Origin of the sequence: Pseudoalteromonas sp. S16_S37, assembly GCF_014694405.1 — a bacterium.
In the GTDB taxonomy this organism is placed as follows: domain Bacteria; phylum Pseudomonadota; class Gammaproteobacteria; order Enterobacterales; family Alteromonadaceae; genus Pseudoalteromonas.
This window is the reverse complement of the sequence record NZ_JAAUWV010000149.1, coordinates 1-1,198: the sequence shown is the minus strand read 5'-3', so window position 1 is coordinate 1,198 and position 1,198 is coordinate 1. Positions and strand designations below refer to the sequence as shown.

At 43.3% G+C, this 1,198-nt stretch carries 3 protein-coding genes; all 3 read left to right on the top strand.

Features of this window, described 5'->3' with window-relative positions:
- The first annotated feature begins 50 nt into the window (after positions 1–50).
- Positions 51–326 (top strand): helix-turn-helix domain-containing protein, encoded by a 276-nt coding sequence (locus tag HC733_RS22295; protein WP_190367067.1) that lies wholly within the window; start codon positions 51–53, stop codon positions 324–326.
- Between the two features lie 56 nt (positions 327–382).
- Positions 383–760, top strand: coding sequence for a hypothetical protein (locus tag HC733_RS22290; RefSeq protein WP_190367165.1), 378 nt, complete (start codon positions 383–385; stop codon positions 758–760).
- The coding region (locus HC733_RS22285; RefSeq protein WP_190367164.1) for a hypothetical protein at positions 753–1,198 on the top strand (446 nt) is incomplete at its 3' end. The genes HC733_RS22290 and HC733_RS22285, both read left to right, overlap by 8 nt.

Sequence of the window (1,198 nt, the reverse complement as noted above, 5' to 3'; positions counted from 1 at the left end):
ACCGTTCGCCAAAACATCACAAAAGGGTTCATTCAAAAAGGTAGATTACTATGAAATCTCACGAAATTAAAGCTGCCATTGCAGACAAGGGGTATACATTGTCTATGATTGCTGAAGCGCTTGGCGTTAATTTAGCCTCTGTATCAGGTGTTGTTTGCGGCCATACGCAATCACGCCGTATTGCCAATGCAATTTGTAAAATCATCAATAAGCCTATTGAGACGGTGTTTCCTGATACCAAGGGCTATCACACCCCGCTGGTATTAAAAGGTGATGACCGCAAGCATGGTGTTGCAATGCTTCAGCAGTTATTGGCAGCCTCGTAAGGGCTAAGTAACCAACTAATCATCATTTGAGTTACACAGCTTACAGGAGCCAAACAATGAACAATATCCGCTTTTACGTAACACAGCGTAATCAAAGCAAACAAAGCCGTGTTTTGTTGTTTGTACAGTCTATTAACTACCACCCTGCGCTCAATATGAGAGTAGCGGCCCAGCTCAGTGAGCAATTGGCGCAGTTCAAAAGCACTAGTTTGAACATGTGTCATTGCCTTGGGCTTGTCGTCAATACACAGCCACTCAAGGCAGTTTTTAAACTGGTAACTAACGTAGTTGGTTTGCATGGTTTGATCCCCTGTTTTCAAGATGATCAAATTCTAGCCAGTGCGATCCGCGTTTGTGAAGTTCCAAAAAATGTATGTTTTTGGAATGTGCTTTTAGGGTCTTGCCACTTGCAAAATGGAGGTTGCCATGACTAAGCCAAAACGTAGGCAGTGGAGCCGCATTGTGACACGTAGCTTGCCTGAGTCGCTACAAATATGTAAAGAGCATGCCCAAGCCACTCGCAATATGAGCGTACCACGTATCGCTGATAGAACAGGTGTAAGCACAGATATGCTTTACAAGTATTTGGGTAGTGGTGATATGCCATCAAGCTTACTTATCCCTTACATGGCAGCCACTGGCAAAGAATACCCATTGCAATATATGGCACACAGTTTAGACAAACTGTTGATTGATATGCCAAAGGGTAAAAAGCCAAGCATGCCAACACTTAACCATTTAAACCAATTTGCTAACCAAGTAATTGGTATGGTGATGCAGTTAGAAGAAGGCGGCGGTAATGCCCAGCATGTGGCCGACCAACTTGTATTACTAATGCAAGATTTAGCTTATCACAAGCTCGAAGCCGAAAA

Excerpts from the sequence above, each read along its gene's own strand:
- HC733_RS22295 (WP_190367067.1), top strand. The coding sequence starts at position 51 with ATGAAATCTCACGAAATTAAAGCTGCCATTGCAGACAAGGGGTATACA.
- HC733_RS22290 (WP_190367165.1), top strand. The coding sequence starts at position 383 with ATGAACAATATCCGCTTTTACGTAACACAGCGTAATCAAAGCAAACAA.